The sequence below is a fragment of the Gandjariella thermophila genome, assembly GCF_005405885.1.
GTDB classification, from domain to species: domain Bacteria; phylum Actinomycetota; class Actinomycetes; order Mycobacteriales; family Pseudonocardiaceae; genus Gandjariella; species Gandjariella thermophila.
This window is the reverse complement of sequence record NZ_BJFL01000015.1, coordinates 90,332-114,806: the sequence shown is the minus strand read 5'-3', so window position 1 is coordinate 114,806 and position 24,475 is coordinate 90,332. Positions and strand designations below refer to the sequence as shown.

Genomic DNA, 24,475 nt, shown 5'->3' with positions numbered 1-24,475 from the left:
CCCACGACCTGCGTCGCGTCATACTCGGACACAAGGGGCCTCCTTCGTCGTGCGTTGACGTGAGAACCCGAGTGTCCGCTCGGGACCACGAGGGACGGAGGCCCCGCCCCTTCATGCCATCAGAGGCCAAATAGTTGGGTATTCCGCGAACCGTCAGGGCTTACGCGGCGAGGTCGAGGTCCACAGCTCGTCGGTGATCTCGGCCTGGCGTACCCAGCACAACGCCGCCAGCAGCGTGTAGCGCACCGGCTCATCGCAGGCGGTGAAATCCGAGGGGAACATCCGCGCCGCCCGCGACCGCCACGCCGCCACCAGACGCGCGGAGATGTCGGCGAACACGTCCTGGGGCAGCTTCAACGCCGGCAACGTGGTCAGCTTCGCGATCTCGCTCATCAACGTGTCCAGTCCCAGTGGTCCCGGATCGGCCTTCACCTCGGCCAGCACACCCTCGGACTCCAGCAGAGCCCGCAACGCCGCACACACCTCGGAGCCAAGCCGGCCCACGATCTGCTGGGCGAACGCTGTCTCGTGCCGGCGCAGCGCCGAGCCGATCACCCGATCGACCTGCCCCTCGGCCGACGGCTCGGCCCCCTCGCTGCGGCACCGCCGCCGCAACGCCGCCCCCAACCGGCCCGACTTCGCGAACTGGGTCGGGTCGACCTTCACCAACTTGGCCATGAACTCCACCGCGACTGGCGGGACCTGCTCGGCGTGGCGCACCGGCTGATCGCCTGACGCAGGTTTCCGGCCGCGTTCGATCCGTGCGACCAGAAGCCGTTAGGTTTCCGGGCATGGGTGGTCGGGCTCAGCGCCGCGGAGCGGCCAGGTGCCTCGCGGCGGCCGCGGTGGTGGTGCTGGCGCTGGCGGGGTGCGTCCGGCAGTCGACCGCGCCCGCCCCGGAGTCGCCGCCGACGTCCGTGCCGGGCGTACCCGCCGCGCTGCCCCGGCCCGACCACGTGCTGGTGGTGATCTTCGAGAACAAGAGCTACGCGCAGGTCATCGGCGCGCCCGAGGCGCCCTACCTGACCTCACTCGCCCGTGCGGGGGCCAACTTCACCGACGCCCATGGGGAGACCCACCCCAGCCAGCCGAACTACGTCAGGCTGCTGTCCGGGTCGACGCGCGGCGTCACCGACGACTCCTGCCCGCGCAACCTCGGTGACGCGCCGAACCTGGCCCGCCAGTTGCTCGACGCCGGGCTGAGCTTCGCCGGCTACTCGGAGGACCTGCCCGCCGACGGGTTCACCGGCTGCGCCTCGCCGGACGGCCGGTACGCCCGCAAGCACAACCCGTGGGCGGACTTCGCCTCCGTGCCCGCCGCCGCCAACCGCGCCGCCGGCGACTTCCCCGCCGACCTCGCCACGCTGCCGACGGTGTCGTTCCTCATCCCGAACATGTGCGACGACATGCACGACTGCCCGGTCTCCGCCGGGGACGCCTGGGCCGGTCGCACCCTGCCCGGCTACGTCGACTGGGCTGCCCACCACAACAGCCTGCTGATCGTCACCTTCGACGAGGACAACGGCACCGCGGACAACCACATCCCCACCATCCTGGTCGGCCCCATGGTCCGGCCGGGAGACACCGCGCGGCGGATCAACCACGACACCCTCCTGCGCACCCTGGAGGACATGTACGGCCTGCCCCCGCTGGGTGCCGCGGCCGCCACACCGCCGATCACCGGCATCTGGACCACCCGTCCCTGACGTCCACAGTGGACCTCTTCGCGCGGTCGCCGGCCACACCGGAGGCCAGCCGTTCACCGGCGCCGGAAGCGCTCCGCCAGCACCGGGTCGTTCTCCCACCACGGCCGCATCATCTCCGGCCCCTGGTCCGGCTCGCCCTGCGGCGACGACCGCCGCGCGGCGGCGGCCTCCTCGTCGAGCTGGCTGTCGATCTCGGCGGCCTGCCGCTCGTCCTGGCGGACCATCTGGTGTGTCAGCGCGCCGACGAACGGTAGCCCGGCCAGATCGCCGATCAGCCACAACGCGCCCGCGCCCAGGATCTGGTCGGTGCGCAGGTTCGGCCCCCAGATCCGGCCGAGCGCCTGGTAGTAGTCGGCGGCCACCAGGTGACCGCCCAGCCACAGCGTCAACCCGAGCGCGGCGTCGAAGACCACCTCGACCAGCGTGATCCACAGGGACAGCAGGTGCGGGTACTGCCGGGGCACCGGATCGAGCTGGAGCCGGCTGTAGAAGTACAGGAAGCCGACCGTGAGCAGCACCACCTTGAGCAGTTCGTCCAGCGCGGCACTGCGCAGCACCGCCGGGTACCAGGCGGTGAAGTACAACAGCCACGGCGTCGCGATGAGCAGCACCGAGGGCACCGCGGGGAAGGTGAGCACCCGTGCGGCATGCCCACGCAGCATCGTCTCGGCCCGGCGGCGGGCCCGCTCCGGCAGCAGTTCCAGGACGAGCGTGACCGGCGCGCCCAGGGCCAGCGCCAGCGGCGTGACCATGAGCAGCACGATCACCTGCACGGCCCGCAGCGAGAACAGCACGTCCTGGTAGGCGCCGAGAAACGACATGGTGGCGAGCACCAGGCTGCCGAGCCCGAAGCCCTGGAAGAACGCCACCCTGGCCCGGGACCAGCGCCGGCCGCGCCGGCGCAGCCGCCGCACACCCCACGCGTACCCGCCGCCGGCCAGCAGCACCACGACCAGTATCACCGGGTCCGGCGTCCATGAGGTGACAAGCGTGCCCGCCGTCAGCGGTGGTGGGCCGCTCCGCCCGGCCAGCAGCACGATGGGTGTCATCGGGGCACCGCCTTCGCTGGAGGGAACGCGTTCCGGTCAGGAGGGTCGCTGCACGAGCACGGTGCTCGCCTGGTCCAGGGGCGCCTGCGGCACCTTGGCCTTCGGCGGTTCCTGCGGCCGCCGGGCGGTGTCGGAGATGCGCAGCAGCAACGCCACGAGGATGTAGTTGGCCAGCAGCGACGATCCGCCGGAGGACAGGAACGGGGCGGTCAGCCCGGTCTGCGGGATGAGCTTGGTGACGCCGCCGACCACGATGAAGACCTGCAGGGCGATCAGGAAGGACAGGCCGCCGCCGAGCATCTTGCCGAACGAGTCGCGCACGGCGAGCGCGCTGCGTAGCCCGCGCAGCGCGACGAGCAGGTAGAGCATGAGCAGCATGGCCACCCCGACCAGGCCGAGTTCCTCGCCGATCGCCGCGACGATGAAGTCGTTCTGCACCGCGGGGATCAGGTCGGGCCGCCCGGCGCCCAGGCCGCTGCCGGCCACGCCGCCGCTGCCAAGGCTGAACAGCGACTGGGCCATCTGGTACCCGGTGCTGTCGTAGTGGGCGAACGGGTCGACCCAGTTCTGCACGCGCACCTGGACGTGGCTGAACAGGTGGTAGGCCACGTACGCGCCGGCGAGGAAAAGCGCGAGACCGATCACGACCCACGCCGAGCGTTCGGTGGCCACGTACACCATGGCGAGCAGGGTCCCGAAGAACAGCAGGGACATGCCCAGCTCCTTCTCCAGGGCCAGGACGCCGACCGCGATCCCCCAGGCGACCAGCAGCGGTCCCAGGTCCCGCGCCCTCGGCAGTTCCAGGCCGAGCACCGTGCGGCCCGCGGTGGTGAACAGGTCCCGTTTGGACACCAGGAAGGCGGCGACGAAGAGGATCAGCAGGATCTTGGCGAACTCGCCGGGCTGGATGGTGCCCAGCGGGCCGAGCTTGATCCACAGCTTGGCCCCGGCCACCTCGGAGATGCTCGACGGCAGCACGCCGGGCAGCACCAGCAGCACCAGGCCGACCATCCCGCAGGTGTAGCCGTATCTCGCCACCGCGCGGTGATCCTTGACCAGCGCCAGGACCAGCGCGAACAGCGCGAGCCCGACGGTGGTGTACACGAGCTGCCGGGGGGTCAGCGCGGAGTAGGTGACGGCGTTGCGGGCGGCACGGGCGGCGAAGGCCAGGTCGAGCCGGTGGATCACCACCAGGCCGAGGCCGTTGAGCAGCGCCACGCACGGCAGGATCAGCGGATCCGCGAACGGCGCCCAGCGGCGCACCGCGAGATGGGCCGCGCCGAACAGCATCAGATAGGCCAGCCCGTAGAAGACGACCTGGATCGACAGCGACTGCTGCTGGTTGCCGTCCACCAGCACCAGGGCAAGGGTGACCAGGCCGGCGGCGAAGGCGAGCATGCCGAGTTCGGTGCCCCGCCGGGTGGGCGGCCGCACCCTCGGCCCGCTGCCGGTCGCCGCGACCACCGGGTCGGAGACCACCTCGCTCATCGGCCATCCTCCTTCCGGCCGTCCACAGGGGACGGACGTGGGTGAGTCCTGTTCGGCGGGGCGGTGCCGCGGCCGGCCCGCCCGGGGTTGTCGCGGCTCACGGCCAATCCGGCCGCCAGCGCAGGTAACGCCGCTTCACCACCGCCGCGGCCAGGGCGTAGGCCAGCAGAATGCCGGCCAGCCAGGGCAGGAAGCCGGCGGGCAGGCTGCCCATCCGCAGCGGACCGGCCAGCGGCGACAGCGGCAGCAGCAGTCCTGCGGTGGCAGCGGCCAGGGCGGCGGCCACCACCGGACGGGCCGGCCGGGAACGCGGCAGCGGCGTGTCCCGGGTGCGCAGCAGCTGCACGGCGAGCAGTTGGGACAGCAGCCCCTCGAGGAACCAGCCCGCCTGGAACACCGCCTGGCGCTCCGGGCTGTCCGCCCCCAGCGCCCACCACAGCACGGCGAAGGTGGTCAGGTCGAAGACGGAACTGAGCGGCCCGAAGACCAGCATGAACCGGGCCAGCCCACGGGCGTCCCAGCGGCGCGGGCGGCGCAGGTACTCCCGGTCCACGTGGTCCCAGGGCAACGCGAGTTGGGCGGCGTCGTAGAGCAGGTTCTGCACCATGAGTTGGATCGGCAGCATGGGCAGGAAGGGCAGCACGGCGCTGGCGGCGAGCACACTGATCGCGTTGCCGAGGTTGGCGCTGGCGGTGATCGTGACGTACTTCAGCGTGTTGCCCAGCGTGCGCCGGCCGCCGGTGACCGCGCGGGCGAGCACGCCGAGGTCCGGGTCCAGCAGGATCAGGTCGGCGGCGCGCTTGGCGACGCCGGTGGCGGTGTCCACGGAGATGCCGACGTCCGCGGTGCGCAGCGCCAGGGCGTCGTTGACCCCGTCGCCGACGAACCCGACGGCGTGGCCCTCCGCGCGCAGTGCGGCCACGATGCGGGCCTTGTGCGCCGGGTTGATCTTGGCGAACACGGTGGCTTCGCGGACCAGGGCACGCAGCGCGGCGTCGTCGGCCGCGTCGACGTCCCGGCCGAGGACGACCTCACCGGCGTCGAGGCCGACCTGCTCGCACACCCGAGCGGCCACGCTCGGATGGTCCCCGGTGAGGATCTTGACGGCCACGCCGTGCGCGGCGAGGTCGCGCACCGCCGCGGCGGCGGTGGCGCGGACCGGATCGACGAACCCGACGAAACCGACCAGCACGAGGTCGGTCTCGTCGTCCTCGTGATAACCGCCGAGTCGGGCCGGTCCCGGTCTCGCCGCCACGGCGAGCAGCCGCATGCCGTGGCGCTGGTGGGCCGTGATCACCACGCCGGTGCGCTGGCGCAGCGCGCGGGTGAGTTCGGTGATCTCGCCGTCGCGGCGGAGGTGCGTGCAGCGGCGCAGCACCTCCTCCGGGTCGCCCTGGGTGATCAGGATGTGCTCGCCGGGCTGCCGGCGGACCACGACGGTGGCCCGCCGCCGGGTGTGGTCGAACGGGATCTCGTCGACCTTGTCGAACGTCGCGTCGGCGACGATGCTCCGCTCCTCGCCGAGGTAGTCCAGGAGGGCTTCGTCCAGCCGGTTGCCGGGCACGTCCTGGAGGTGGCTCGCCAGGTAGGCGTACTCGGCGGCCTCGTCGTCCGGCACGCCGGCCGGGTCGATGCTGTGCGCGAAGGCGATCCGGTCCTCGGTGAGCGTGCCGGTCTTGTCCACGCACAGCACGTCCATCGCGCCGAGGTCCTGGATGGCGTTGAGCCGCTTGACAATGACCTGCTGCCGGGCGAGATCCACCGCGCCGCGGGCCAGGTTGGTGGTGACGATGGCCGGCAGCATCTCCGGGGTGAGGCCCACCGCGACGGCGACGGCGAACATCAGCGCCTGCGCCCAGTCGCCGGTGACGGTGCCGTTGACCGCCAGCACGATCGGCACCATCACCATCATGAACCGGACGAGAGTCCAGCCCACCGCGCGTACCCCGCGGTCGAAGCTGGACTCGGGCCGGCGGGCGGTGGCCTCGCGGGCCATCGCACCGAAGTAGGTGCCCGATCCGGTGGCGGTGACGACCGCGGTGGCGCTGCCGCCGACCACCGCGGTCCCCGCGAAGCACACCGCGGGCAGCTCGACGATCTCCACGCCCGGTCTTCGCCCCGGCGGGGTGCTCACCGGCGACGGTTGCTTGCGGACCGGCAACGTCTCACCGGACAGCGCCGACTGGTCGACCTGCAGGTCCCACGCGGTCAGCACGCGCACGTCGGCGGGCACCAGGTCACCGGGCGCGAGGTGCAGCACGTCGCCGGGAACCAGGTCCTCGGTGGGTACCTCCCGCTCGATGGGCTCGCTGTCCTCGTCGGCCCGGCGGCGCACCGTGGCCGTGGTGCGCACCCGCGCGCGCAGCGCCCGCACGGCACGGTCGGAGCGCGCCTGGTGGGCCACCCGCACCGCGATGCTGAGCAGCACCATCGCGCCGATGGTCAGCGAGCCGCGCGGATCCCCGAGCGCGGCGAAGACCACGCCGAGGCAGGTCAGCAGCGCCACGAACGGGCTGCGCACCGCGGCGCCGACCCCCGCCCACCAGCCCGGCTCGGCGGTGCGCTCCGGCCGGTTCTCCCCGTACCGGTGCAGCCGGCTGGTGGCCTCGGCCTCGGTCAGCCCCCTCGGCGAGCTGGACAACCGCTGGAACACGGTGAACGGCGTGGCGCCGGCCAACTCCCGCAGGTCCGCCTCGGGCGCGCGCCCGCCGGTGGCCGCACCGGTGCGCGCGGCGGCAGCGTCTCGCAGCATGTGCAGTCCCGGGTCCATCGAGGCGTCGGCGGTGGCCGAGGAGCGGCAACGGCGAGCACCGCCGTCGGGGCGGGCCGGCACGGTGCCGTACCGGGGCGCGACGCGGTGTCCCTCGCCACGTGCCCGGCTCACCGGCCCCCTACGCTGGCTCACGCCCGAACGCGGCGGTCGGCCACCCGAGTACACCGCAGGTCAGGCAACATAGTCAAATACTTGCGCAAACTTCCGGAAGCAGTCAGGATGGCCGGTATCGTGCGAAGGGATGATCGTGTCCCCCGTTGACCCCCCGGAATCTCCCGAGCCGCTGGCGCCGGATCTCCTGCAGCAGGTGGCCGGGACCTTCGGCATGCTGTCGGCCACCGCCCGGCTGCAGATCGTGTGGCTGCTCGCGACGGGGGAACGGGATGTCGGCACCCTGGCTGCGGAGGTTGGCCAGAGCGTGGCCACGGTCAGTCAGCACCTGGCCAAGCTCAAGCTGGCCGGCCTGGTGCGTGCTCGCCGGGAGGGCCGCCGGCAGGTGTACCTGGTGGAGAACCCGCAGGTGGTCGAACTCGTCCGGCTGGCGGTGGGCCACCACCGGGAACGGCCCGACGGCCGCGCGACCCGGAGGTCGCGGGGCGCGTGAGCGCGGCGGCTGTGACTTAAGTTCTATTAGTTGCGTAATCGCTTGACAGTGTGCGCCGGCCGGGCGTCTACTGGTGACATCGCAGCACCTCGTTCGGTGAGGCGTCTGCGCGGACACAGGCCACTGACCCCCAACGTCGAGAGACGCCCCGGGTCAGGACAGGTCTCCCCGGCCTAAGGGGTGACCCGAGGTGGCTTCCCCGCCGCCCGTGGCGGGGGTACGCCGCGCAGTGCCAAAGCTCTGACGAGGAGGTGTCTCGCCCGCCGGCGACGTTGACCATCGGTGGGCGCCTCCTGCTGCGTGCAGGTGATGGTGGCGCACCGTGCGTGCCCGGCCGCGGGGAGGTGAGCGATGAGTACCGACGACTATCACAGTCACCGTTCGGACACCTCCGCCCGCCTCGCGCCCGCAGGCACCGCCTGAGCGGTTCGCCCCGCCACGCCTTCGGTGCCGTTCGCCGGGCGCCCGCTCCGTCGAGGGATGACCCGCGATGACGCACGTCCTCACGCATGTCCTCACGCATGTCCTCGGGCACGACGCGGCCCGTCGCACCGGATGGCGGTCGCTGTGGGCCACACTGCGGCCGGCCCGGCACCCTCGTGCCGCACCCGGCGCCCGCCCCGGTGCGGCGGATCTGATCCGCGCCGGTGACGAGCCCGCGCCCATGGCGATGACCATGACCGCTGTGCTGGGCGGTTACCCGCCGCGCCGCTGACACCGCACCGGCGATCCGCACCTTTCTCGGCATTCCGCACGCCCGCCCGGTGGGGCGGTCGGCCGACCGCGGCCGGCCCCACCCTCGCAGAAGGGGAACTCGGTGACCACCCACGTCACGGACACGCACGCGCAGCCACCGCAGGACCGGGGCGCGGTGCTGGACGAGGCGCACGTCGGCGACATCCGCGGCGCGTTCGGCACCATCCGCCGCGGCGACCTCGGCGCCCGGCGTAGCCTGCTGGCCAGGCTGAAGACTCTGCTGGCGATCGTCGGCCCCGGCCTGATCGTCATGGTCGGTGACAACGACGCCGGCGCCTTCAGCACCTACACCCAGGCCGGGCAGAACTACGGCACGCGTCTCCTGTGGACACTGCTGTTGCTGGTTCCGGTGCTGTACGTCAACCAGGAGATGGTGGTGCGACTGGGCGCGGTCACCGGCGTCGGCCACGCCCGGCTGATCCTGGAGCGCTTCGGCCGGTTCTGGGGCGCGTTCAGCGTGATCGACCTGTTCCTGCTCAACGCGCTGACCATTGTCACCGAGTTCATCGGGATCAGCCTGGGATTCGCCTACCTTGGCCTGCCCAAGGTTCCCGGTGTGCTGCTGTCCTCGCTGGTGGTGATCGCCGCGGCGAGCACGGGCAGTTTCCGGCGCTTCGAGCAGGTCTGCGTGACGCTGGTGGCGGGCAGCCTGCTGCTGGTGCCGATCCTGGTGATGACCCACCCGCCGCTCGGTCAGGTCGCGCACGACCTGGTCGTGCCCGGGATGCCCGGCGGATCGGCGCTGTCCACGGTGATGTTGCTGGTCATCGCGATCGTCGGCACCACGGTCGCGCCGTGGCAGCTGTTCTTCCAGCAGTCCTACCTCATCGACAAGCGGATCACCCCGCGGTTCATCCGCTATGAGCGGGTGGACCTGTGCATCGGCCTGGTCATCGTGGTGCTCGGCGCCGCCGCGATGATGGCGTTCTGCGCCGCCGCGTTCGCCGGGCACCCGGAGGCCGGCAACTTCACCGACGCCGCCGGCGTCGCCGCCGGTCTGGGCCGCTACGTGAACACCACCGCCGGGGTGCTGTTCGCGCTGGCGCTGGTCGACGCCAGCATCATCGGCGCCGCTGCCGTGGGGCTGGCCACGGCGTATGCGATCGGCGACGTGTTGGGCCTGCGCCACTCGTTGCACCGCGGTCCCCAGCAGGCGAAGGGGTTCTACGCGGTGTTCGCCGGGCTGCTGCTCGCCGCGGCCGCCGTCGTGGTCACCCCGGGCAGCCCACTGGGACTGCTCACCGAGGGAGTTCAGACCCTCGCCGGGGTGCTACTGCCCTCGGCGACGGTGTTCCTCCTGCTGCTGTGCAACGACCGGGAGGTACTCGGTCCGTGGGTCAACGGCCGAGCGATGAACGTGTTCACCTCGGCGGTCATCGCGCTGCTGGTGACGCTGTCCGTGGTGCTCACCGCGAGCGTGGTGTTCCCGGACATCAGCAGCACCGCGATCCTGACCATCCTCGCCGCCGGCACCGCGCTGGCCATGCTCGGCGGCCTCGCCCTCGCCGCCCACCGGCGGCTACGCCCGGGGGCGGCGGCCACGCCGGCGGCCCCGCCCGACCGGCAGGATCGCGCCACCTGGCGCATGCCGCCGCTGGCGCTGCTGGCCCGCCCCAGGCTCAGCGCCGGCCGCCGGCTCGGTCTGGCCGTGCTGCGCGGCTACCTTGTACTCGCCGTGGGCATGGTGGTGGCCCGCGTCGCCCAACTCGCCGCCGGCCACGCGTGACGATTCCTCCCCGCGCTTCCACATCGCTTACCGCAGCTCAGGACCACTCGGTGGGCGGCGGCGCGCGAACAGCCCAATCCGTACGACAACGGTTGACCTGCGCAAACAGCCGGGAGCACGGTGCGAACGGCGCATCCGCGACCGATACGCCCGTTCGGCCCGTTTTCGGTAGTCCACGCGGCGTCAAGACTGCCTACATTCTCCCGCATCCTGCTACGTTGCGTGCCTGTTCGACTACGAAATGGACTCGATCGTGTTGCTGTTCTCGTCGTCGGTGCTGGCCTTCGTCCAGGGAGAAGCGTCCGATGGGCTTAACCGATCACCATTCGACTGATACCGCGAACGCGGTGGCCGCGTTGCTGGCGGACATGTGCGCCGACCCGCACGGCGAGGTGTCCCCATCCGTGTACGAGACCGCCAGGCTGGTCACGCTGGCACCGTGGTTGCGCGGGCATGCCGACCGGCTGCGCTTCCTGCTGGCCGGCCAGCGCGGTGACGGCGGGTGGGGCGGGCCGGACGGCTACGACCTCGTCCCGACGCTCAGCGCCACCGAGGCGCTGCTGACCAGCCTGCGGCGGCCGCCGGATGCCGGCGTCGACCGCGGCACGCTGATCACCGCGGTGGACCGCGGGCTACGGTGGCTGGTCCGCCGGCTCGCCGGCCGACCGTCCATTCCGGACACCGTCGCGGCGGAGATTCTGGTTCCCGCGCTGGTCGCCGCGGTGAACGCGCATCTGGACCGGCTGGCGTCGGATCCGTTGCCCGGCCTGGACTCCTGGTCGGGCGGCGCGCGTCTCGACCTTCCCTCCGATGTGGACGCTGACCTGGTGTGCCGCCTGGGCAGGGCGGTGCGCACCGGCGGCACGCTGCCCACCACCCTGCACCACTCGCTGGAGGCGCTCGGCGGTGCGGCGCGCGGCGCGCCGGGGGTCGTCCCGACCGGGGGTGCGCTCGGCTGCTCGCCGGCAGCCACCGCCGCATGGCTCGGCGGCCGCCCGGTCGCGGCGGACCACCCGTCGCTGCGTTACCTCGAGCATGTGCAGGGCCGGCACGGCGGTCCGGTGCCGGGCGTCTCGCCGATCACCACCTTCGAGCGCGCCTGGGTGCTCGCCGCGGCGGCGACCGCGGGCATCCCGGTCGCCGTGCCGCCGGTCCTGCTCGACGACCTGTCGGCCGCGTTCGGCGGACTCGGCGTCCCGTCCGGGCCCGGCCTTCCCGCGGACGCCGACGACACGGCCGCCGCGCTGTACGTGCTGGCCCACTTCGGGACGCGGCAGCCGGTCGACCCCCTGTGGGCCTACCGCGCCGCCGGCGGCCACTTCCACTGCTTCCCGGCCGAGCGAACGCCGTCCACCAGCACCAACGCGCACGTCCTCCGGGCCATCGGCGAGGACGCGCGGCGGCACCCCGCCGCCGCGCCCCGGTGCCGGCCGGCCATCTCCTCCGTGGTCGAGTGGCTGGTGGAGCGGCAGGAGCGGGACGGATCGTGGTGGGACAAGTGGCACGCCTCGCCCTACTACGCCACCGCCCGGTGCGCGACGGTGCTGGCCCGCCATGGCGGCACGGTGGGCGCCGCCGCGGCGCGCGCGGCCGTGCGCTGGGTGCTGGCCAGCCAGCACCCGGACGGCTCCTGGGGCCGGTGGGCCGGCACGTTCGAGGAAACCGCGTACGCGGTGCAGACGCTGCTTCTGGCCGGGGCGCGGGTGCCGGACGACACCGTCGCACGGGCCGCCGCCCGGGGCTGCGCCGTCCTGCTGCGGTGGCCCCGGGGCGAGGCGCACCCGCCGCTGTGGCACGACAAGGACCTCTACACCCCGGTCAGGGTGGTGCGGGCCGAGGGCGCGGCCGCACTACAGCTGGCGCTGGGCGACCCACGCGTCGCCGGCCTGCTGCACGGCGGGGAGGCACCGCGGGACCGCCTCGCCGCGGCGGGTTCCCGGTGACCGCGGACCCGCTCGGCGCCGCACTGTCCGTTCTGGACGGTGGAGCGGTCGACCCGGGCGGCGTGCTCGAGCTTCGCCCCGGTCGGCTGCTGGTGTGGCATCCGGACGCCGTCGCCGCGATCTTCCTGGCGGACCGGTGGATGCGGCACGGCGGCAGCCGGACGCTGGGCCCGCTGCTCGGGCCGCGCTCGCTGCTGTGGGCCGACGGTGCCCGGCACGCCGGGTACCGGCGTGTGCTGGCCCCCGCGCTGCACGGCCGCGGCCTGACCACCCGGCTCCCGGTCGTCGCGGAGACCGTGCGCGCGGCGGTCGACGCACTCGTTCCCGGCGCGCTGGTCCGGCTGACCCGGTGGACGGGGGCAGTCACGCTCCGGGTCGTCGGCCGGCTGGTGTTCGGCCACGGCGGTCCCGCCGACGACGCGTTGCTGGCCCGGTTCGCGCGCCGGATCGACCGGGCGCTCGGCGCGCCGAGCCGATGCCGTGACCCGCGGGCGCACCGCGCCGAAACGTGGACCGCACTCGACCGGGCGCTGCTGCGCCGCGCCCGGGCCGCGGTCACGGAGGCACCGGACAGCCTGGCCGCCCGGCTCGCCACGCTCGGCCCGCCGGACGACGCCGAGCTACGGGACCAGGTCGTCTCGCTGCTCTTCGCCGGGCACGAGACGACCGCGTCGGCCACCGCGTGGACGCTGTGCTGGCTGGACCGCGACCAGCGGCTGCGTCGGGACGTGCTCGACGAGTTACGCGGAACCTCCGACGACGGAGCCGACCCGGCGCGGGTGCCGCTGCTGCACGCGGTCGTCCAGGAGTCGCTGCGGCTGACGCCGCCGGCGCTGGTCGCGGGCAAGCGGATCCTCCGCGCGGGCGGCGAACTGCTCGGCAGGCCGCTGCCCGCCGGCACCGTGCTCACCCCCTGCGTCTACCTCGCCCACCGCCACCCGGGTGGCCTGGCCGACCCGGGCCGGTTCGACCCGACCCGGTTTCTCGGCGCCCGCGTCCCGGCCGGGCACTACCTGCCGTTCGGTGGTGGCGTCCGGCGCTGCCTCGGCCGGGAACTGGCCATGACGGAGATCCGCGTGATCGTCGCCGCGGTGCTGCGCCGCGCCGGGTTGCGGTGTGTCAATCCGGAGGTGGTGGTTCCGCACCGTCGTGGCCCGGTCCTGGCTCCCTCGCCCGCGGTGACCATGCGGGTGGCTCCCTGATGCGTGCGTCGAGCCGCGGCAGCCAACGTGACCACATCGCGCGCCATGGCCGCCAGGCCCCGCGATCACGGCGGCAGGGCGCCGTGCCCCGGGACGTGACCGGCGCGTATCTCGCGCGCCCTGGCGACGTGATCGCGGCCGCGCGAGAACTCGCGGAAGGAAAGGCCAGATGAGCACCACACTCCGTGCCCGGCCGCATTCCCCCCGGTGGCGCGACGTCGTGCTCGCGCATCGCCTCGAGTACCCGTTCCCGCTGCGCTACCTGTGCTACGCGCTGTGGGGAGCCTGTTACGTCGCCACCAGACCGGCGGAGCTGGTCCGGCTGCCGGTCCTGCTCGCCGTGCTGGCCAATCTCGTGCAGATCATGGCGCTGAACATGCTGAACACCGCCGTCGACGTGCGCACCGATGCCCGCAATCCGGGCAAGAGCGCCGTGGCGAGGGCGGCGCTGCGGATCGGCCCCGCCCGGGCGGCGGTCCTCGCCGGGGTGGAGCTGGCGGTCGGGCTGCTGCTCGCCGGGATGGTCGTGGCGCTGACCGGTCACTGGCTCGTCGCGGCGGCCGCCGCGCTGGTCGCCGCCCTGCACCTGCTCTACAACGTGGAGCCGGTGCGGCTGAAACGGCGCGCGCCGGCCAACCCCCTCGCGCTCGGTCTGTCGGTCGGGTTCCTGCCCTGCCTGGTGTCGGCGGGGGCCGTCCGCGCGTTGCCCGGCGGGCCTGCGTGGCTGGTCTTCGCCGGCTTCGGCGTGCTGGTCGCCGGCCGGGCGCTGTGGTGGTCGGTGCCGGACCGGGCCGCCGACGCGGCAGCGGGTCTGATGACGCCGCCCGCGCGGTTCGGCGGCCGCGCGACCATCGACGCCTCCGGCGTGCTCACCGGTGGCGCGCTGGCGCTGCTCGGGGCCGGCCTCGCGCTGCGCTACGGAGCCGCCGTCGCGACCGTGGGGACCGCCGCGACCGCGGCTGCCTCGGCCGGCGTCCTGGCGCTGCTCTACCGGTACCGGGCGCAGGCACCGCCCAGCGCGCGGCACCTGCGCACCCACGTCATGCCGCTGCTGCTCACGGCGGATCTCCTGCTCGTCGCGCTCCCGCTCGCCGGAGGGTGATCGGCCGGCCGTCGCGGCCGGCGTGCCTGTTCCGGAACACGTTCCGGTGCTCGCCGGCGCAGGCCGACCATCCTCGGCGGCCCCGCCCGTCGCCACCACCCGGTTGCCCGCAACGGGCTGTCACGGCTTGCGGGCCAGCCCCGCATAACCGGGAAACCTGTCGGGGTTGCGGTTGTCGTCCAGGTCGGCCGGCTCGGGCCGCCACATCGGCATCGGCACCAGACCGGGTTCCACCATGTCCAGGCCGTCGAAGAACGCGGCGACCTGCAGCGGCGAACGGAGGGTCAGCTCCGGCAGCGGCCCGTGGTACAGGTTGCCGTAGATTCGCAGGCCGTCGAGCAGGCGCTGGTCGTGCGCGAGATGCGAGACGGCGAGGTAGCTGCCCGGGCACAGCGCCCCCAGGTAGGCGCCGACCACCGCCCGCGGATCATCACGGTCCGGGAGGAAGTGCAGCACGTCGATCATCAGCGCCGCGACAGGCCGGTCCAGGTCGAGCAGCCGGCGGGTCTCCCGCGCGGCGATCACGGACTCGGGTTCGCGCAGATCGGCCTCGACGAAGCCGGCGTTGCCGTTGCCGGCGAGCACGTCCCGGCCGGTCGCCGCCACGGCCGGATCGACGTCCACGTACACGACCCGGCACGTCGGGTCGACGCGCTGTACCACCTCGTGCACGTTGCCCGCGGTGGGCAGGCCGGAACCGAAGTCGAGGAACTGCCGCACGCCGATCCCGGTGAGGTACTCCAGGACCCGGCGGAGGAACGCGCGCTGGGTGCGCACCAGGTAGGGCAGGTGCGGTGCGCACACGGCGACCTGCTCGGCGGCACCCCGGTCAGCGGCGGTGTGGTGGGCCCCGCCCAACCAGCAGTCACGGATCCTGGCGACACTGGGTAGCTCCGGATCGCCCGCCTCCGGAGCCGGCACGGATGTTCCCGCGCCGACGGTCCTTGTCACTGGTGACCCCCTGCCCGTCGTGACCAGTCGTGGCTAACCCCAGCGGTGCCGGTCATCCGCTCCCACCGCGCCTCCCGGGAAGATGACCATCAGGCATCGTACCGATCACAACTCGGCGATACCTGATCCCACGGAGGGATTCGCGACCCCGGACGGGTGGAGTGGTTGCTACTCCCCGTGGGCGCCGTCGATCGATGCGCCGTTGCCTCCGGCCGGAACCCGGCCCCCCGCGGCGGCCGCGCCGGTTCCGAGCGGCTCGCCCGGTGTCCCCGGCCGGGCGCCAGGTTGCGCGCCGGCCATCCCGCCGTGCATGGCGGCGTAGAACGGGTCTTCCGCGCCGATCTCCCCGGCGCGCACCGGGAGCCCGGTGAGCGCGGACTTGTACAGCGCGGCGACCAACTCCAGCACCCGCCGACCGTCCGGCCCGCTGCACGCCGGCCGCGCGCCCTCCCGCAGCGCCGCCAGTAACCCGCGCAACTGCGCGGCATGTGAGCTGGCGACGTCCTCGGCCGGGCTGCGCCACCGGCTCACCCTGCGCTCGTCGGTGACGTGCGGGGCGGGCGTGTAGACCCAGTCCTCGTTGCGGTAACCGTACAGGTGGGTGAGCTCGACGGTGGCGTCGGTGCAGTCCAGGCGGATCCGGCTGACCTGGTCCGCGGAGAGCACGCTGTTCACCACGGTGGCCATCGCCCCGGACGCGAAGCGCACCAGCGCGGTGGACACGTCCTCCGTCGCCACGTCGTGCACCAGCCGGCCGACCATCGCCCGGACCTCGACCCAGTCGCCGAGCAGGTGCAGCATCAGGTCCATCTGGTGGATGCCGTGCCCCATTGTCGGGCCGCCGCCCTCGGTCTCCCACCGCCCGCGCCACGGCACCGCGTAGTAGGCGTCATCCCGGTACCAGGTGGTCTGGCAGTGCGCGACCAGCGGCCGGCCAAGCTCACCGGTACGCAGCAGGGTGCGCAGGTGCTCGGCGGCCGAGCCGAACCGATGCTGGAAAACGATCGCCGCGTACGGACCGCCCGCCCGCTCGGCCGCCACGATCCGGTCGTACTCGGCCAGCGACAGGCATGGCGGTTTCTCGCACCAGGCCCAGGCACCGTGCCGCAGCACCGTCACCACCTGGTCGGCGTGCAGCGACGGCGGCGTGCAGATCGCCACCAGGTCCGGGCGCCGCTCCCGCAGCATGTGTTCGAGGTCGTCGTAGGGCGTCGCGGTGCCGGCGTCGGCGCAGAACTCCCGCAGCCGGGCGGCATCCACGTCCACCGCTGCCACCACGTCGACCTGGTCGCCGTGCGCCCGGAACGCGGCGAGGTGGCTGCGCGCGATGCCGCCGGTGCCCACCACGGCGGCCCGCACCCGGTCCTTCGCTGCCACTCCGGCGACCTCCCTAGTCTGGAAAGCGCTTTCCGTAACCTACCGCAGCGCGGCCGCCCCCGGCGAGGGTCGGCGCGCGGGGAGGCGTTCCGGCCCGGCGTCTGTACCGCCATGTGGAGCACACCGGTGCCCCGGTTCGGCGGGACGGCCGCTCCGCCTCGGTATCGATCTAGCACAGATCAACTCCGTGTCGCGTGTCACAAAGTCGTTCACATTAAAGAATGGAACACAATGATTGTTCCGAACCGTCCGATGATCGCGACAAGGACAGGACACCGCGGTCGCTGGTCCGTTCGCGGGAGGTGAGGGTCCTGACAGCGAGCGGATCACGCTGCTGGCCCGCCGCGCACGTCGAACGCCTGCGCGAGCGTCGAACTCAGGGACCGCCGAGTTGGCCGGAGCGTTCCGCCCCGGGGCGGGCACGCGGAGAGGACCCTCATGAGCACGACGCACGCTCAGGCGGTTGAACAGGTCGTCGACACAACCCGTTATCCGCTGGACGAGCCGGGCGGCGCGGCCTGGCGGGAGGTCGTTTCCCGGACCAGGCACGAGCTACGCACTCTGGGCTGCAGCGTGCTGCCGGACTTCATTCGCCCCGCGCTGCACGAAACGCTCCGCCGGGAATGCGCGACGATCGCCCCGAAGGCGTATTACGACGTCGAGACGGTCAACGTCTACAACATCGACACCGACGCGTCGCTGCCCGAGGACCATCCCGGTCGCATCGCCATGCGACGCGGCAACGCGTTCGTGGCCCGTGACCACATTCCCGGCGAGTTCGTCATTCACCGGCTCTACGCCAGCGCACCGTTCCAGGACTTCCTCGCCGCCTGCTTCGAGCTTCCGGCGCTGCACGAACTCACCGACCCGCTGGCCGGGCTGGTACTGAACGTGGTGACGCCCGGCATGGAGCACCCGTGGCACTTCGACACCAACGAGTTCGCGGTCAGCCTGCTCACCCAGGCACCGGAGCGCGGCGGCGTCTTCGAGTACTGCCCGAACATCAGGTCGGCGGAGGCGGAGAACTTCGAGGACGTGCGGGCCGTGCTGACCGGCGACGGTGGGCGGATGGTCCGCCGCCTCGCCCTGCGACCGGGCGACCTGCAACTGTTCAAGGGCCGCTATTCACTGCATCGAGTGACCGAGGTGCAGGGTGACACGGAGCGGCACACGGCGATCTTCGCCTACAGTGAACGTCCCGGAGTCATCGGCAGCGTGGCGCGCACGAAACAGCTTTTCGGCCGGATCACCCCGGAACACCTGGCGGCCGAGGGACGCGCCGTGCGGGTGGACGAGCTGCTGGACTGAAGCGGCATGCCCGGCCCTTCGCACGTTCCCGATCGAGGCGGTCGGGCGCGCGCTTCGACGACCCCACCACCAGGACGCCGGCCAGCCGAGGAGGAGCGCGACCCGTGCGTTTTGACGCCACCGGAAAAGTGTCGCTCGAGCACATCTACACCCAGCCCGATCCGCGCCCGTACTTCAACACCCTGCGCGAACTCGACTACTGCATTCCCCAGCTCGCCAAACCGTACTTCGTGAAACTCATCCAGGAGTACCGGGAATCGCGGCAGGTCACCGGGCCGAAGGTGGTGGACATCGGCTGCTCCTACGGCATCAACGGCGCGCTGCTGAAATGCGACGCGACCATGGACGAGCTGTACGAGCACTACGGCGCCGCGGACGCCCGCGCCGCCACCCGCGACCGGCTGCTGGCCAGGGACCGGGAGTTCGTCCGCTCCCGCAGCCGCTGGGACCGCAGCCGGCTGGTCGGCCTGGACGCCTCCGGCGCCGCGCTGTCCTACGCGCTCGCCGCCGGGTTCGTCGACGACGCGGTGCACGCCGACCTGGAGCGCGGCGAGCCCACCGAACGGCAGCGCGCCCAGCTCGCCGGGACCGATCTGGTCATCTCCACCGGCTGCCTCGGCTACGTCACCGGCACGACCCTGGCCAGGGTGGTCGCCGCGAGCGGCGAGCACCGGCCGTGGATGGCGCACTTCGTGCTGCGGATGTTCCCGTTCGAGCCGATCGCCGAGCGCCTGGCCGGGTTCGGCTACCGGACGGCGCGCGTGGCCGGCGTGTTCCGGCAGCGGCGGTTCGCCTCCGCCGAGGAGCAGGCGCAGGTGCTGGACACGCTCGCCTCCGTCGGGGTCGATCCACGTGGTCTCGAGGCGGACGGCTGGCTCTACGCTCAGTTGTACGTGTCCCGCCCGCTCGGCGCGAGCGAGCGCACGGTCGTGGACCTCGCCGCGCGCGGGCAGTCGTCCAGGTCAGCGGAACCACCGAGATCGAGGATGGAAGTGAACCGTAGTCAAGAGTGGTCGACCCGAACCTTTGGCAACGAGGACCGGCTGCCGCGCGTGCCACTGCCGCCGCTGGCGGAAACGTGCCAGCGGTTCGTCGAGTGGTGCGCGCCGCTGCTGACCGCCGACGAGCTGGCCGCCACCGAGCGCGCGGTGGCCGAGTTCCGCGACGGTCCGGGCCCCGTGTTGCACGCGGCACTGCAGCGGTACGACCAGGCCGAGGGCGTGCACAGCTGGCTGGACTCGTTCTGGCGCTCCCGGTACCTGGGCCGCCGCGACCGGATCGCGCTCAACGCCAACTTCTTCTTCCTGTTCCGGGATTCCGACCAGGGCCAGGTGGACCGGGCCGCGCGCCTGGTCGCCGCCGCGGTGGACTACAAGCTGCGGCTGGACGACGAGCGTATCCCGCCGATCATCCAGCGGGGCCAGCCGCTGTCCATGGAGCAGAACAAGTTCCTGTTCTCCACCACCCGGATCCCGGGTGCCGGGCAGGACACCGTGCGCGCACCGTACTCGGACGAGTGGCCGGGCCCCTCGCCGGCGCGGCACATCGTGGTGTTCTTCCGAGGCAACATGTTCCGGTTGGACGTGCTCGGCGAGCACGGCCAACCGTACACAGTGGACGACATCGCGGCGGGGCTGCGCGCGGTGATGAAGGCGGGTGCGACGCCCGCCGCGAAGGACACCTCGGTCGGGCATCTCACCACCAAGGCGCGGGCCGAGTGGGCGGCCAGCCGGCAGGCGCTGCTGGCCTGCGACCCGGGCAACGCCGCCGCGCTGGACACCGTGGAGACCGCGCTGTTCTGCCTCTGCCTGGAGGACCTCGCCCCCGAGGACACCCTGCAGGCGTGCGACCACCTGCTGCACGGCGACAGCGGCAACCGCTGGTTCGACAAGGCGCTTTCCCTGATCGTGTTCGCGGACGGCCGGGCCGGGATCAACGTGGAGCACTGCGGCCTGGACGGCACGACCATCCTCAGCTTCGTCGACACCCTGCTCGGCACGGCGGACGAGCCGCCGGCGGGCGCGCGGTCCCAGGGCCTGCCGACGGTCGAGGCCGTCGAGTTCGTCCTTGACGGCGACCTGCGCGCGGACGTGGGCGCCGCCGCGGCGGCGTTCGAGGCGTACCGCGCGGACACCGCGACGACGCTGCTGTCCTTCCCGGACTTCGGCGCCAACCGGGCCAAGGAGCTGCGGATGTCGCCGGACGCTTTCGTGCAGATGGCCTACCAGCTCGCGCACCAGCGGGCCAAGGGACTCATCGGCGCCACCTACGAGTCCATCGCCACCCGGCAGTACCGGCGCGGCCGCACCGAGGCGATGCGCGTGGTCACCCCCGAGGTGCTGCGGTTCGTCGAGACCATGGAGGATCCGGACGCGGACGCGGCCACCCGCCGGGCGGCGTTCCGGGCGGCCGCCGAGAAGCACGTGGCCCGCGCCAAGGAATGCCAGGCGGGCCAGGCGCCCGAGCAGCACCTGTGGGAGCTGCAGCTCATCCAGCGGCGCCAAGGCGCGGAACTGGGCGTGACCGAACCGCCGGCGCTGTACGAGACGCCGGGCTGGCTGATCATGCGGGACGACTACCTGAGCACCAGTTCCGCGCCCTCGGTCAACATCCAGTACTTCGGCTTCGGGATGACCAGCAGCAAGTGCATCGGCGTGGCGTACGTGCTGCTGCCGGACCGGTTCAACATCTACCTCAGCACGCCCCGGCCGGTGGCCGAGCAGATGTACCGGTTCGCCGAGAAGCTCCGGGAGGCCGTGTACGAGTTGCAGGAGCTGCTCGCCACCGAGCAGGCGGGCTCCTAGCCGGGACGGGCGGGGTGCCGGGCGCCACCGGGCCGGTGGCGCCCGGCACCCCGCGTCCTCGGCACGCGCGGAACGCGCTCAGGAACCGGGCGGGCGCAGCGCGTCGGCGAGGTGGCCGCGCGCGGCCTGCTCGATGTGCACCAGGTCGCTGGCGACGCTGACCACGGTGAAGCCGGCGGCGAGCCGGCGGGCCGCGCTGGCCCCGTCCGGGCAGTGGTACCCGGCCACGATGCCCGCCGACCTGGCCGCGGATAACACGGTCCGGACCGCCGCATCGAACTCCGCGTCAACGGCCGGGTCGGTGGACGTGCTCCCGCCGACCGCCAGCCGCAAATCCGACGGTCCGATGTAGACACCGTCAATGCCCGGCACCGCGGCGATCTCCGCGACGTTGCGCAGCCCCTCCGCGGTCTCGATCATCACCAGGCAGGCGATCTCCGCGTCCGACTCGGCCGGTTTCGGGCCGACACGCAGCCCCGCCCGCATCGGCCCGTAGCTGCGCTGGCCGACCGGCGGGTACCGGCACGCGGCGACCGCCGCCTCGGCGTCCGTCGCGGTGTCCACCATCGGCACGATCACCCCGCGGGCCCCGGCGTCGAGCGCCTGCCCGATCCAGAACGGGTGGTTGGCCTGCACCCGCACCATGCCGGCGGCGGTGCCACGCGCGTCGATCGCGGTCATCGCGGCGAGCAACGCCCGGTGGTCGACCAGGCCGTGCTGGGCGTCCAGGCACACGTAGTCGTAGCCGACGCCGGCGATGCGCTCGGTGGCCAGCGCGTTGTCGCAGACCACCCAGTAGCCCACGGTGCGGTGCCCGGCCCGCAGCCGCGCCGCGAAGCCCGCCGGCCCGGTCGAGATCTCGCTCATCGTGGTGATGAGGCTCAGGATCCATAGGTCTGCTGCTGCGGGGCGGCCATGCCGGGCGGCTGCTGGCCGGCCGGCGTGGCGGGCACCACGCACACGGCGGTGCCGTAGGCGGCGATCTCGCTGGCCGTGCCGCCGAGTTCGTTGCAGTCGAACCGCATCGCCAGCACCGCGTTCGCGCCGCGGGCCAACGCCTCCTGCCGCGACTCCTGTAGCAGCTTGGTGAGCCCCTTCAGTTCACCGCCGGCGATCGCCTTGAAACCGGCACCCATGTTGGAGAACGCGTTGCGGCTGCGCACCGTCGGCCCGAACACCTCCCCCATCACCCGGACAACCTGGTATCCGGGCACGTCGTTCATTGTGGACAGGAGGATCGGAAACTGCTGCGGCATTGGCTCACCCATGGGCTCGGAGCGTATCGGGCGTGGCCGCGCGGCGAGTTTGGATCGGCGAATCCGACCGGGACGCGGACCCGGCCGGGATCGCCGAAAGCGGCCGGCGGGGCGGGGACCGTGCTCAGGAACGCCGGGCCCGGCTGGGGGCGACCCGGGGCGGCTCGTTGGGCTGCTTCGGATAGACCGGGGGCCACGGCGCGTCCATCAGGCCGCTTTCCATGTCCCGGCGGGACTGCTCGAGCAGCGGCTCGATGGACTGCGGACGCTCGGCGGCGCCGGCCCAGGGGTCGCCGCGCTCGGCGAGCCGGGCGGGCACGGTGGCGATGGTGAGGGTGTCCGGCTGCACCGTGGCCACCTCGTCCCAGTGGATCGGCGTGGACACCTGGGCGCCCACCCGCGGCCGCACGCACCAGGCGCCGAACACCGTCTTGTGCGGCGCGTTCTGGTTGAAGTCCACGAACACCCGGGCGCCCCGCTGCTCCTTCCACCACTGCGCGGTGATCAGGTCGGGCCGCCGGCGTTCCAGCATGCGGGCGAGCGCCACCGCGGCGGCGCGCACCTGGTAGCCGTCCCAGCGCGGCTGCAGGCGCACGTACAGGTGCAGCCCGCGGGATCCGGTGGTCTTCGGCAGCGCTTCGATGCCCAGCTCGCCGAGCGTCTCGCGGGTGACCGCCGCCGCCTCCCGGACCTGGTCGAACGTCACGCCCGGCGAGGGGTCGAGGTCGACCCGCAACTCGTCGGTGACCTCCGGCGTGTCCGCGTGGAACGGCCACACGTGGAAGCCGAGGCAGCCGAGGTTCACCGCCCACAGCACGTGCGCGAGGTCCGCGGCGACCAGCGCGTCACTGGTGGTGCCGTTCGGGGTGGACACCACCGTGGTGACCAGCCACGGCGGCACCGACTTCGGCACCCGTTTCTGGAACCAGGACTTGCCGCCCGCGCCGTTGGGATAGCGCTCGAGCAGCAGCGGGCGGCCGCGCAGCGTGTCCAGCAGTGGCCCGGCCACCACCTGGTAGTAGCGGACCAGGTCGAGCTTGGTCTCCCCGCGCTGTCTGAAGAACACCTTGTCCGGGTGGGAGATGGTGAGCTCGACGCCGTCGACGTCGATGGTGACGGCCTCGCTCATGCCGCCGGCCCCGCCCCGAACAGCGCCGCCAGCTCGGCCGGCGGCACCTCCTCGAGCTGCGCGTAGGTGCACGACTCCGGGCGGCGGTCGGCCCGGAACCGGACCAGCCGGCCGCCGTGCCGGAACCGCCCGGAGATCAGGTGCTCGTAGCGCACCTCGGCGACCAGCTCGATCCGCAGCGGCTCCCACGACAGGTCCTTCGTGCCGGTCCAGCGGCTGACCCCGCCGGGCATGCGGCCCCGCTCGTGCGCCTCGGCGTCAGCCCAGTCCCGCCAGGGGTGCTCGGCCAGCGCGTTCTCCCGCAGCGGCGCCAGCTCGCCGACCAGTTCCCTGCGCCGGGCGGCGGTGAAGCTGCTGGCCACCCCGACGTGGTGCAGCGTGCCGCCGTCGTCGTACAGGCCGAGCAGCAGCGAGCCCACCCCGTGGCCGTCGGCGTGCCAGCGGAACCCGGCCACCACGCAGTCGGCGGTGCGCTCGTGCTTCACCTTCCACATCACCCTGCGGTCCTGCTCGTAGGGCAGGTCGCCGGGCTTGGCGATCACCCCGTCGAATCCGGCGCCCTCGAACCGGGTGAACCAGTCCTCGGCGACCTCCGGGTCCTCGGTGACCGGGGTGAGCACCACGCGGGCGAAGCTGTCGTCGAGCACACCGGCAAGCCGGCGGCGCCGCTCCCGGAACGGCTCGCCCATCAGGTTCGCGTCGTCCAGCGCGAGCAGGTCGAACGCGACGAAGCTGGCCGGCGTCTCCACGGCGAGCTTGCGCACCCGCGACTCGGCCGGGTGCAACCGGTTCTGCAGCGTATCGAAGTCCAGGCCGGCGTCGGTGACCACGACGATCTCACCGTCCACCACGCACCGGCAGGGCAGCGTCTCCCGCAGCAGCTCGACCAGCTCGGGGAAGTACCTGGTGAGCGGCCGGTCGTTGCGGGAGCCCAGCTCCACCTCGGCACCGTCCCGGAACACGATGCAGCGAAAGCCGTCCCATTTCGGCTCGTACATCATCCCGGGCGCCCTGGGCACCTCCCGCACCGCCTTGGCCAGCATCGGCCGCACCGGCGGCATCACAGGCAGCCTCACGGGCCGATCGTAGGGCCGCGCGCACCGGCGGGCACGCGTCGAAGCGCACCACTACTCTCCGAGGCCGCCAACACACCCAGCGGCGTCAGTTCCGAGGACGGCCGGAACCGGGCGCGCTCACCCCGGCATCGAAACCGGTAGGGCGTGATCTCGGGCCGAACGCCCCTTGCGCGTCCGGGATGATCGCTATCCTCAGGCTCGCGTCAACATCGACAGCGACCGTAC

Annotated in this window: 19 protein-coding genes and 1 riboswitch; of the genes, 9 read left to right on the top strand and 10 right to left on the bottom strand. The window is 72.7% G+C overall.

Features of this window, described 5'->3' with window-relative positions:
• Positions 1-153: 153 nt before the first annotated feature.
• Complete coding sequence (locus FFT21_RS15965) at positions 154-678, bottom strand: hypothetical protein (RefSeq protein ID WP_137814657.1); 525 nt, start codon at positions 676-678, stop codon at positions 154-156.
• A 113-nt stretch (positions 679-791) separates the two neighbouring features.
• On the opposite strand from FFT21_RS15965, the gene FFT21_RS15960 reads away from it, so the two are divergent.
• A complete protein-coding gene (locus FFT21_RS15960; protein WP_137814656.1) occupies positions 792-1,706 on the top strand; it encodes an alkaline phosphatase family protein in 915 nt (304 codons plus the stop codon).
• A 53-nt stretch (positions 1,707-1,759) separates the two neighbouring features.
• Here the strand turns inward: FFT21_RS15960 and FFT21_RS15955 are convergent, their stop codons facing one another.
• The 3 genes from FFT21_RS15955 to mgtA form a co-directional block, all read right to left on the bottom strand.
• Complete coding sequence (locus FFT21_RS15955; protein ID WP_137814655.1) at positions 1,760-2,755, bottom strand: cytochrome c oxidase assembly protein; 996 nt, start codon at positions 2,753-2,755, stop codon at positions 1,760-1,762.
• A 36-nt stretch (positions 2,756-2,791) separates the two neighbouring features.
• Positions 2,792-4,243, bottom strand: a complete 1,452-nt coding sequence (locus tag FFT21_RS15950) for an FtsW/RodA/SpoVE family cell cycle protein (RefSeq protein ID WP_137814654.1) — start codon at positions 4,241-4,243, stop codon at positions 2,792-2,794.
• 97 nt (positions 4,244-4,340) lie between these two features.
• Entirely contained in the window at positions 4,341-7,127 is a 2,787-nt protein-coding gene (gene mgtA, locus FFT21_RS15945) for a magnesium-translocating P-type ATPase (RefSeq protein WP_225978453.1), read from the bottom strand.
• A 130-nt stretch (positions 7,128-7,257) separates the two neighbouring features.
• Between mgtA and FFT21_RS15940 the strand changes: the two genes are divergently transcribed.
• From FFT21_RS15940 to FFT21_RS15915, 6 genes are all read left to right on the top strand, one after another.
• Entirely contained in the window at positions 7,258-7,620 is a 363-nt protein-coding gene (locus FFT21_RS15940; protein WP_137814653.1) for an ArsR/SmtB family transcription factor, read from the top strand.
• Between the two features lie 81 nt (positions 7,621-7,701).
• Positions 7,702-7,878, top strand: a riboswitch (M-box (ykoK) riboswitch).
• 232 nt (positions 7,879-8,110) lie between these two features.
• Positions 8,111-8,335, top strand: coding sequence for a hypothetical protein (locus tag FFT21_RS15935; RefSeq protein ID WP_137814652.1), 225 nt, complete (start codon positions 8,111-8,113; stop codon positions 8,333-8,335).
• A 102-nt stretch (positions 8,336-8,437) separates the two neighbouring features.
• Positions 8,438-10,102, top strand: a complete 1,665-nt coding sequence (locus tag FFT21_RS15930) for an NRAMP family divalent metal transporter (protein WP_137814651.1) — start codon at positions 8,438-8,440, stop codon at positions 10,100-10,102.
• A 305-nt stretch (positions 10,103-10,407) separates the two neighbouring features.
• Complete coding sequence (locus FFT21_RS15925) at positions 10,408-12,045, top strand: prenyltransferase/squalene oxidase repeat-containing protein (protein WP_137814650.1); 1,638 nt, start codon at positions 10,408-10,410, stop codon at positions 12,043-12,045.
• Positions 12,042-13,247, top strand: coding sequence for a cytochrome P450 (locus tag FFT21_RS15920; protein WP_137814649.1), 1,206 nt, complete (start codon positions 12,042-12,044; stop codon positions 13,245-13,247). The genes FFT21_RS15925 and FFT21_RS15920 overlap by 4 nt, the downstream gene beginning before the upstream one ends.
• Before the next feature lie 169 nt (positions 13,248-13,416).
• A complete protein-coding gene (locus FFT21_RS15915; protein WP_137814648.1) occupies positions 13,417-14,349 on the top strand; it encodes a UbiA family prenyltransferase in 933 nt (310 codons plus the stop codon).
• Positions 14,350-14,469: 120 nt separating this feature from the next.
• Here the strand turns inward: FFT21_RS15915 and FFT21_RS15910 are convergent, their stop codons facing one another.
• Both FFT21_RS15910 and FFT21_RS15905 read right to left on the bottom strand, forming a co-directional pair.
• Positions 14,470-15,300, bottom strand: a complete 831-nt coding sequence (locus FFT21_RS15910) for an SAM-dependent methyltransferase (protein ID WP_225978452.1) — start codon at positions 15,298-15,300, stop codon at positions 14,470-14,472.
• Between the two features lie 168 nt (positions 15,301-15,468).
• Positions 15,469-16,677, bottom strand: a complete 1,209-nt coding sequence (locus FFT21_RS15905) for a Gfo/Idh/MocA family protein (protein WP_137814647.1) — start codon at positions 16,675-16,677, stop codon at positions 15,469-15,471.
• 438 nt (positions 16,678-17,115) lie between these two features.
• Between FFT21_RS15905 and FFT21_RS15900 the strand changes: the two genes are divergently transcribed.
• Both FFT21_RS15900 and FFT21_RS15895 read left to right on the top strand, forming a co-directional pair.
• Positions 17,116-17,985 carry a HalD/BesD family halogenase gene (locus FFT21_RS15900; RefSeq protein WP_137814646.1) on the top strand — a complete coding sequence of 290 codons (870 nt, stop codon included), beginning with the start codon at positions 17,116-17,118 and terminating at the stop codon, positions 17,983-17,985.
• 986 nt (positions 17,986-18,971) lie between these two features.
• Positions 18,972-20,789 (top strand): choline/carnitine O-acyltransferase, encoded by a 1,818-nt coding sequence (locus FFT21_RS15895; protein WP_137814673.1) that lies wholly within the window; start codon positions 18,972-18,974, stop codon positions 20,787-20,789.
• 78 nt (positions 20,790-20,867) lie between these two features.
• On the opposite strand, the gene FFT21_RS15890 is transcribed toward FFT21_RS15895, so the two are convergent.
• From FFT21_RS15890 to FFT21_RS15875, 4 genes are all read right to left on the bottom strand, one after another.
• Positions 20,868-21,656, bottom strand: a complete 789-nt coding sequence (locus tag FFT21_RS15890) for an HpcH/HpaI aldolase family protein (protein WP_137814645.1) — start codon at positions 21,654-21,656, stop codon at positions 20,868-20,870.
• 14 nt (positions 21,657-21,670) lie between these two features.
• Positions 21,671-22,057 (bottom strand): YbjQ family protein, encoded by a 387-nt coding sequence (locus FFT21_RS15885; protein WP_192909569.1) that lies wholly within the window; start codon positions 22,055-22,057, stop codon positions 21,671-21,673.
• 112 nt (positions 22,058-22,169) lie between these two features.
• Positions 22,170-23,174 (bottom strand): non-homologous end-joining DNA ligase, encoded by a 1,005-nt coding sequence (gene ligD / locus FFT21_RS15880; RefSeq protein ID WP_137814644.1) that lies wholly within the window; start codon positions 23,172-23,174, stop codon positions 22,170-22,172.
• The gene (locus tag FFT21_RS15875) at positions 23,171-24,250 is read right to left on the bottom strand and encodes an ATP-dependent DNA ligase (protein ID WP_192909568.1); all 1,080 of its coding nucleotides are present in this window, start codon (positions 24,248-24,250) and stop codon (positions 23,171-23,173) included. Before FFT21_RS15875 ends, ligD begins: the two co-directional genes overlap by 4 nt.
• Positions 24,251-24,475: the final 225 nt, after the last annotated feature.